General features: G+C 65.5%; 4 protein-coding genes, 1 tRNA gene and 2 pseudogenes. 3 read left to right on the top strand and 4 right to left on the bottom strand.

What is annotated here, in order from left to right:
• Nucleotides 1-597 (bottom strand): annotated as a pseudogene (locus tag EN738_RS26015) (hypothetical protein); the annotation flags it as partial.
• A gap of 171 nt (nucleotides 598-768) precedes the next feature.
• Between EN738_RS26015 and EN738_RS26010 the strand changes: the two are divergent.
• Nucleotides 769-1,407 carry a 2-dehydro-3-deoxy-phosphogluconate aldolase gene (locus EN738_RS26010; protein ID WP_127286203.1) on the top strand — a complete coding sequence of 213 codons (639 nt, stop codon included), beginning with the start codon at nucleotides 769-771 and terminating at the stop codon, nucleotides 1,405-1,407.
• Between the two features lie 109 nt (nucleotides 1,408-1,516).
• Here EN738_RS26010 and EN738_RS26005 read toward each other — a convergent pair.
• The 3 genes from EN738_RS26005 to EN738_RS25995 all read right to left on the bottom strand — a co-directional run bounded on the left by EN738_RS26005 (nucleotide 1,517) and on the right by EN738_RS25995 (nucleotide 5,504).
• A tRNA-Gln gene (locus tag EN738_RS26005) sits at nucleotides 1,517-1,590 on the bottom strand.
• Nucleotides 1,591-1,726: 136 nt separating this feature from the next.
• Nucleotides 1,727-3,586, bottom strand: coding sequence for a DUF882 domain-containing protein (locus EN738_RS26000; RefSeq protein WP_127286202.1), 1,860 nt, complete (start codon nucleotides 3,584-3,586; stop codon nucleotides 1,727-1,729).
• 391 nt (nucleotides 3,587-3,977) lie between these two features.
• Nucleotides 3,978-5,504: a sigma-54 dependent transcriptional regulator gene (locus EN738_RS25995; protein ID WP_127286201.1), complete on the bottom strand. Its 1,527-nt coding sequence runs from the start codon at nucleotides 5,502-5,504 to the stop codon at nucleotides 3,978-3,980.
• Between the two features lie 141 nt (nucleotides 5,505-5,645).
• Here EN738_RS25995 and EN738_RS25990 point away from each other — a divergent pair, with 141 nt between their 5' ends.
• A complete protein-coding gene (locus tag EN738_RS25990; RefSeq protein WP_189605981.1) occupies nucleotides 5,646-7,484 on the top strand; it encodes a M3 family oligoendopeptidase in 1,839 nt (612 codons plus the stop codon).
• A 356-nt stretch (nucleotides 7,485-7,840) separates the two neighbouring features.
• Nucleotides 7,841-8,308: pseudogene (locus EN738_RS35695) on the top strand (proton-conducting membrane transporter); the annotation flags it as partial.

Here is an 8,308-nt window from a genome sequence, read left to right as displayed (position 1 = left end):
GAGCGACTTCACATAGGCCGTCGCCTTCTCGCAGCGTATGCCGCCGGTGCAGAACATCGCCACCTTGCGGCCTTCGAGTTGGTCGCGATGCCGCTCGACCCAGGCCGGGAATTCGCGGAAGCTTGCGGTCGCCGGATCGACCGCGCCCCTGAAGGTGCCGATCGACACTTCATAGGCATTGCGGGTGTCGATGACGATGGTGTTCTCGTCCGAGATCAGTGCATTCCAGTCGGCGGGCGCGACATAGGTGCCGGCGCTGGTCGCCGGATCGAGATCCTCGACGCCCATGGTGACGATCTCGCGCTTCAGCCGAACCTTCATGCGGTGGAACGGCATGTCGGCGGCGGCGCTGTATTTGACCTCGAGGCCGGCGAGGCCTTCGATGGAGTTCAGATGGTCGACCAGCGCGGCGATGTCGGCCTCGCTGCCGGCAACCGTGCCGTTGATGCCCTCATGCGCAAGCAGCAGCGTGCCCTTGATGCCGCGCCCGCAGCAGAACGCCGCGAGCGGCGCGCGCAGCGCCTCGAAGCCGTCGAGCCGGGCAAATTTGTACAGCGCGGCGACGCGCACAGAATTGGTTCGGGTGGAAATTGTCATCGCCATGCCACTAAACCGTGGTGAAAGCCGATTCAAGGCGGAGCCGGCCAGCCGCCATCCGGGGAAGCGGCGCCGCCGGTACGTGACATCGCGACACGCCTCGTTTCGTGGACTCGGGATACCCCTTCTGCTAATCGGTTGAAATCGATCGATACCGGAGAGACCAAGCGAATGCCCAGCAAGACCGAGAAGCTCCTGTCGCTCCTCAATGGCCAGCCGGTCATACCGGTGCTCAAGATCGCCAATGTCGCCGATGCGGTGCCGCTAGCCCGCGCGCTCGCCCGTGGCGGCCTGCCGGCGATCGAGATCACGCTGCGCACCTCCGATGCGCTGGAAGCGATCCGGCGCGTCGCCGGCGAGGTCGAGGACGCCATCGTCGGCGCCGGCACCATTCTCGACGCCGGGCAGTTCGACCAGGCAGCACGCGCCGGCTCGAAATTCATCGTCAGCCCCGGCATCACCAGCCAGCTCCTGGCGGCGGCGAAGGACAGCGAGGTGCCGCTTTTGCCGGGCGCCATCACGCCCGGCGAGATCATGGCTGCCCGCGAGGCCGGCTTGCGCTTCCTGAAATTCTTCCCGGCCGAGCAATCTGGGGGCATTGCCTCGCTGAAGGCCTTCGCCTCGCCGCTCGCCGACGTGAAGTTCTGCCCGACCGGCGGCATCAGCGCCAAGAACGCCGCCGACTATCTCGCCCTGCCCAACGTCGTCTGCGTCGGCGGATCCTGGGTAGCGCCGGACGACATGGTCAAGGCCGGCAAGTGGGACGAGATCGAGGCCCTGGCCCGCGCGGCGAGCCAGCTCAAGAAGTAGCGTCCGGGACACGAAAGACCCGGCCGGCTACCGACCGGGCCAGTTGCCTGGAATGCAATCAGCGCGCGATGCGCAGGCCCGAGCCGGTTGCTGACGGGTCGGCAGCCGCTGGTTCCCGCTCATGGATTCGAACCACGATTCACGCCTTCAAAGGGCGCTGTCCTACCGTTAGACGAAGCGGGAAAGCAGGCGTCACGTCGTTAGCATCCCGGCCCCGCCGAAGCCAGCGCCGACCCGAACGGCGCCGCGGATTGCCTGCCTCAAAAGCAAAAGCCGCGCGGGTCGCCCGGCGCGGCTTTGCGATTGTCTGGCCTGTCGCCTACTTGGTCTGGAAACGGGCGACCGAGAGGAACTTCACGGCATTGCCGGTGAACCGGTTGGCATCCGCCATCTGGTTGTCGGCCTGGAAGCCCGCCGTATAGACCTCGCTCGGCGGCGTATGCACGATGTTGTAGGCATAGCGCGGCGCCGTCGTGGCGCCGGAGACCGTGGCGACGTATTCGCCGCTGTTCAGTGCCCAGCGCGCGGCCTGCGGCGCGGCGGCAACCACCATTGCCTTCGGCCCAGGCTTCAGGTCGCGGGCGCTGGCCCTGGCTTCCTTGCGCGTCGTCTTCACGCCGGCACCGATTGCCAGCGCCGGATCGGAACCGGCCGGGCGGCTGGCGATGGCGTCGCGCGGCGAGGCCGCATCGACGCCGGACGGATCGTTGAATGCCGAGCGCGGCTCGAGCGAGGCGACCTGATAGTCGCCACTCGCGACACTGGCCTCGCTCGTGGCGTTGGCCTCGTCTAGAACGGCCTTGACTTCATCCGGCTTGACCTCGTCCGCCTTGGCCTCATCCGGACGCGCGCTGGGCAGGACCGAGAACGCATCGGTCGCGGTCTTGTTGTGCTGGGCGGTGTCGGCCAGCGCCAGCAGCACGCTCTTGTCCTGCGCTGCGAGATCGGCCGGCAACGAACGGTCAGGACGCCATGTCGGTAGCGGGATGTTGTTGACCGCGACCTGCGCTGGATCTGCGGCAGCAGTCGCGGCATCCGCAGCAGTCGGATTGGTCATGCCGAAAGGCACGCTGACCGGCGCATGCGCAGTCGCCACCCCCTGCTCGGTCGTCGTCGAGGCGTCGGCCACGCCGAACGGCACGTTCTCAGGCGCCTGCTGGCCGACATCGGTCTTCGGACGCGGCGCGAAGTCCGGCAGCGGGACCTCCTTTGGCGGCAGCGCCGCGATGATCGTCTCCGGCGTGTCCTGCTCAGGTTCCGAATCGGCCGAATTGTCGTCGGCGATCTGTGGAATGTTGGCGCGCTGCGCGTCCTTGGGTGACACGATCGCGATGCCAGGCAGGTTGCTGCTTTTGGCGACCGCGGCCGGCTTCGCGCTCTTCGGCTTGGGCGCAGGCGCGGCAGTCGCGACATCGGCGCTGTCGTCCGCTTCGTCATCGCCGCCGCCAAACCAGGCAGCAAGCAGCCCGCCGGACCGCTTGGTCGAACCGCCGGCGCTGGCCAGTTCGATGTTGGGGGTGCCGGCGCCCTTACGGGCTTTGTAGGCGGCCAAAGCCTGTTCGTAGCCCGGCAGCGGCCTGCCGTCGCTCGGCACGTGCAGCGTCTTGCCGTTCGGGAAGACCCCGACCAGTTCCTGGCGGCTGATGCCCGGCCAGTGGCGCACATTGCCGACATCCATATGCACGAACGGAGAGCCCGACGACGGATAGTAGCCGACGCCGCCGCCCTGCATCTTGAGACCGATGTTGCGCAGCTTCTTCAGCGGCACGCCGGGGATATAGAAATCCATCGCCTTGCCGAGCATGTGCTGGCTCTTCTCGGCGACACCCCGGCTGCGGCTGCGCAGCATCGAGTTCGTCGCCGGCGAGCGATAGCCGCAGACGACCTGGATGTAGTCGGTGGCGCCGCTCTGCCGATAGGCTTCCCAGACCAGGTCGAGCAGCCGCGGATCCATCTTGGTCGGTTCGTTGCGGCGCCAGTCACGCAGGATGATGTTGATCTTGCGCAGGCCCTCGGGATCGTAGCGCCCATTGCGCTTGTAGACGATCTCGGCCTTTTCGTGCGTGTGCAGGTGATAGAGCTTCAGCGAACGAACTTCGGCGCTGGCGCCGGTCACGGCCGCGGCGAGGAAACCAAGCGCAACAATCACAGCAGCCAGCCATCTCGGCCAGACGCTCATGTGATAATGCCGCCCGTCTGTGTGTCGTTCGACTTGGTTCAAATCAAATGGCCTTGCAGGCTGCCGTTTGTCCCCGGATTTGCCCAAACGGATGTGTTGTTCTCACATCCGAATATCGATCCTAATGGTTAATCATCGCTTATTGAAGCCGAAATGCGGTAACACCGTGGCGATATCCCGTCAAAAATGTTGCACTGCGTTTCTTGGTAAATTGCTGGTTTAGATCATTTTTCCGCCTTTGGCCGAAACACAATCTGTTACCGCGGGCCTCAATTGCGTGATCGCAGCCATAATCGAGTCGCTGCGGCGCCGCCGGCGCCGCGATCAATGCCGAGCGGGCCCGCACCAGGGGACGGAACTGGTCCGGAGCTTGCGAACAGGGCTCGGCGGGTCAGGATGCAAGGCGCTCGATGCGGCCGCTTTCCGGGTCGATGCCGTATTCCTTGAGCTTCCTGTAGAGGGTCGAACGGCCGATGCCGAGACGGCGCGCGACCTCGCTCATCTGGCCATTGTAATGGTCGATGGCGAGCTTGATCATTTCCAGTTCGACTTCGGCCAGAGCGCGTACATTGCCGCGCTCGTCCAGTGCCCGCAGCGTCCCGAAGCGCGGCTGCAGCCTTGCCGGCGGATCGGGCTCGGCCACGACCACCCCCGGCTCGCCGGCCACGTCGTCGTCACCGTTCAGCTCAGGCGCTGGCGCGGCAAATTCGACATCGAGCTTGACCGTGCCTTCCAGTTGCGCGCGGATCTGCGGAAACTCCTCTTCCGTCAGCAGCTCGCTTTCGGCCAGCACGGAGGCCCTGAAGACGGCGTTCTCCAGCTGCCTGATGTTGCCCGGCCAGTCATAGGCCTGCAGCATGGCGAGCGCCCTGGCCGAGATGCCTTGCGGACGGTGACGCGGATCGGCAGGCGCCACCTTCTCCATGAAATGCCTGACCAGATAGGGAATGTCGTCGCGGCGGTCGCGCAGCGGCGGCACGAAGATCGGATAGACGTTGAGCCGGTAGAACAGATCCTCGCGGAAACGGCCGTCCTTGACCTGCTGCAGGAGATTGCGGTGCGTCGCCGAGATCAGCCTGATGTCGACCTTGACCGTCGAACGACCGCCGACCGGATCGACCTCGCCCTCTTGCACCGCGCGCAACAGCTTGACCTGGACGTCGAGCGGCAGGTCGCCGATCTCGTCGAGGAACAGCGTGCCCGAATGCGCCTCGACGAATTTGCCGGTGTGCTTGTCGGTGGCGCCGGTGAACGAGCCCTTTTCGTGGCCGAACAGGATCGATTCGACGAGGTTGTCGGGGATGGCGCCGCAATTGACGGTGACGAACGGTTTCGAGCGGCGGTCGCCGCTGCCCTGGATGGCGCGCGCCACCAGCTCCTTGCCGACGCCCGATTCGCCCTCGATCAGGATCGGGATGTTGGACGCCGCCGCCTTCTGGCCGAGCCGGATCACCCGGTCCATCGCCGGGCTGTGCGTGATCAGGTCCTTGAAGGTCAGGTGGCCGCCGCGCCGCCTGGACGTGCGCTTCATCTCGTCTTCGACCGCCTCGACCTTCAGCGCGTTGGAGATCGCCGTCTGCAGCCTGTCGGGGGAGGCCGGCTTGACGACGAAATCGAAGGCGCCGTGGCGCATCGCCGATACGACGGTCTCGATGCCGCCCTGCGCGGTCTGCACGATGACCGGAACGTGGATGCCGCGCTCGCGCATCGCCTTCAGGACGCCGATGCCGTCGAGGCCGGGCATGACGAGGTCGAGAATGACCACCGACACATCGCGCGCGCCGGGTCCGTCGAGAGCCCCGAGGCCGGCCTCGCCGCCGTCGGTGACGATCGCGCCGTGGCCGAATTTCGTCACTGCCGCCTCGAGCAGCCTGCGCTGCACGGGATCGTCATCGACTATGAGTATGGAACCTGTCATGACTGTGTTGATGCCTGGCCCGAGAAATCCCCATGGATCATCTTGGCACAGGGTTCTAAATAAGGTTTCAAAAAACCCGGTGAACGAATTCCTTAGGATTTGACCGGCTTCTCTTTTTCCCCAGCTTCTGGAAGGTATTTGATGCGCATGGTTTCTGATGGGCAGCTCGCGGCGGTAGCGTCCGGTCACGGCGCGGCGGAGCTCGGCGACCTGCCGGAATGGAACCTCGCCGACCTCTATTCCGGCATGCAAGCGGCCGAGCTGAAGCGCGACATCGCCAAGGCGGCGCAGGATGCGATCAGCTTCGAGACGCGCTGGAAAGGCACGCTTGCCGCCGAGGCCGAGCGCGGCGCCGCCGGCCGCCTGGGCGAAGCGTTGCGCGCCTATGAGTCGCTGGAGGAACTGATCGGCCGCATCGTCTCCTATGCCGGGCTGGTCTATGCCGGCAACACCGCCGACCCGCAGCGCGCCAAGCTCTATGGCGATATCCAGGAGAAGATGACCGACGCCAGCGCGCATCTTCTGTTTTTTGCACTCGAACTCAATCTGATCGACGACGCGGTGATCGAGGGCGCGCTCGCCGCCGACGCGGGCTTTGCCCACTATCGGCCCTGGGTGCTCGACCTCAGGAAGGACAAGCCCTACCAGCTCGAGGATCGGGTCGAGCAGCTTTTCCATGAAAAGTCGATCACCGGACGCGGCGCCTGGAACCGGCTGTTCGACGAGACGATGACCGATCTTCGCTTCGACGTCGGCGGCGAGGAACTGGCGCTGGAACCGGCGCTGAACCGCTTGCAGGACGCCGACGGCGAAGTGCGCCGCCAGGCGTCGGAGGCGCTGGCCGCGACCTTCCGCAAGAATCTGCGCACCTTCACGCTGATCACCAACACGCTGGCCAAGGACAAGGAGATTTCCGACCGCTGGCGCGGCTTCGAGGACATCGCCGATTCACGCCACCTCGCCAATCGCGTCGAGCGCAGCGTGGTCGACGCCCTGGCAGCCGCCGTGCGCGAGGCCTATCCGCGCCTGTCGCATCGCTACTATGCGATGAAGGCGCGCTGGCTCGGCATGCAAGTGATGAACCACTGGGATCGCAACGCGCCCTTGCCCGAGACCCCGCAGGCTGTCATCCGCTGGGACGATGCCCGGGACACGGTGCTGTCGGCCTATCAGCGCTTCTCGCCCGACATGGCCGAAATCGCCCGCACCTTCTTCGACCGCAACTGGATCGACGCGCCGGTGCGGCCCGGCAAGTCGCCCGGCGCCTTCGCCCACCCGACCGTGCCGTCGGCGCATCCCTATGTGCTGCTCAACTACATGGGCAAGCCCCGCGACGTGATGACGCTCGCGCATGAGCTCGGCCATGGCGTGCATCAGGTGCTGGCGGGCGGCCAGGGCGCGCTGATGGCCTCGACGCCGCTGACGCTGGCCGAAACGGCCTCCGTCTTCGGCGAGATGCTGACCTTCCGCTCGTTGCTCGACCAGACCACCGACCGGCGCGAGCGCAAGGCCATGCTCGCCCAGAAGGTCGAGGACATGATCAACACCGTGGTGCGCCAGATCGCTTTCTACGAATTCGAGCGCAAGGTGCATGCCGAGCGCAAGAACGGCGAGCTGACCTCCGACCGGCTCGGCCAGTTTTGGCTGGAGGTGCAGGCCGAGAGTCTCGGCCCGGCGATCAAACTGCGCGACGGCTACGAAGTGTTCTGGACCTATATCCCGCACTTCATCCATTCACCCTTCTATGTCTACGCCTATGCCTTCGGCGATTGCCTGGTGAACTCGCTCTACGCGGTCTACCAGAATGCCGAGTGCGGTTTTCAGGAGAAGTATTTCGAGATGCTGCGCGCCGGCGGCACCAAGCATCATTCCGAGCTGCTGGCGCCCTTCGGTCTCGACGCCACCAACCCCGCCTTCTGGCAGATCGGGCTCGGTGTGATCGGCGGCCTGATCGACGAGGTGGAAGCGCTGGACAAGTGAAGGGTGCCCCTGCCCCTGACCGCCGCCAGAATAGTTTAGACGGAACGCATGTTGGGACTGGCCTGTTCTTGGCATAAATATTTGTTCTTGAATGACTCTCCGGGGAATTTTTTCCGTTAGCTTTCCACAAGCCGTATGGTAGCGTCCGGCCTCAAGCTCAGCCGGAGCTCAGGCAAGGGACAATCTCGGCCGGTGGCGACCTTCGGCGAATGCGATGCGGCCGTTGGCCATGGCGAAGAGCCGATCGCCGACAGCTCGATTGAAGCCGGCTGTTCCGCCCAGCGGAACCATCGAACGGTCTTGCGCCAAGGTCGTCACTCCAGGCCACGGCAGACGGATCGGACTGGAGAGAGAGAATGAGCACTTTTTTCTACATGCTCCTGGCGTTCATCGTGGGTGTTGTGGCCGGCTGGTTCATCTGGGGCCGCCTGGGCGGCGAGCTCGACGGCCTGCGCGGTGATCTGGAGCGCACGCGCAGCGAGCGCGACAAGGTGCGTGCCGATGCCGACAGGCTGACCGGTGAGCTCGATGCTTGCGGTCGTGCCCGCGCCGATCTCGAGCGCCGGCTGCGCGAAGCGCCGGCTGGATCCGGCGCGGCGAAGGCCTCCGCCCCAGCGCCCGCGGCGCTGATCTCGACGCCAGCAGCGGCCAAGCCTGCTGCCGCCAAGCCTGCTCCGGCCAAACCGGCTTGGCGGCTGCCAAATCTGCCGCTGCAAAGCCGGCGGCAACCAAGCCTGCCGCCGCAAAGCCTGCGGCATCAAAGACGGCCGCCACGCCCAAGGCCGCGGCCCCCAACGCGGTGGCAAAGACAGCCGCGCCTGGAC

This window comes from Mesorhizobium sp. M4B.F.Ca.ET.017.02.2.1 (assembly GCF_003998955.1).
GTDB lineage: Bacteria > Pseudomonadota > Alphaproteobacteria > Rhizobiales > Rhizobiaceae > Mesorhizobium > Mesorhizobium abyssinicae.
Note: the sequence above shows the minus strand (reverse complement) of the source record. Positions and strands in the feature narration are given on the sequence as shown.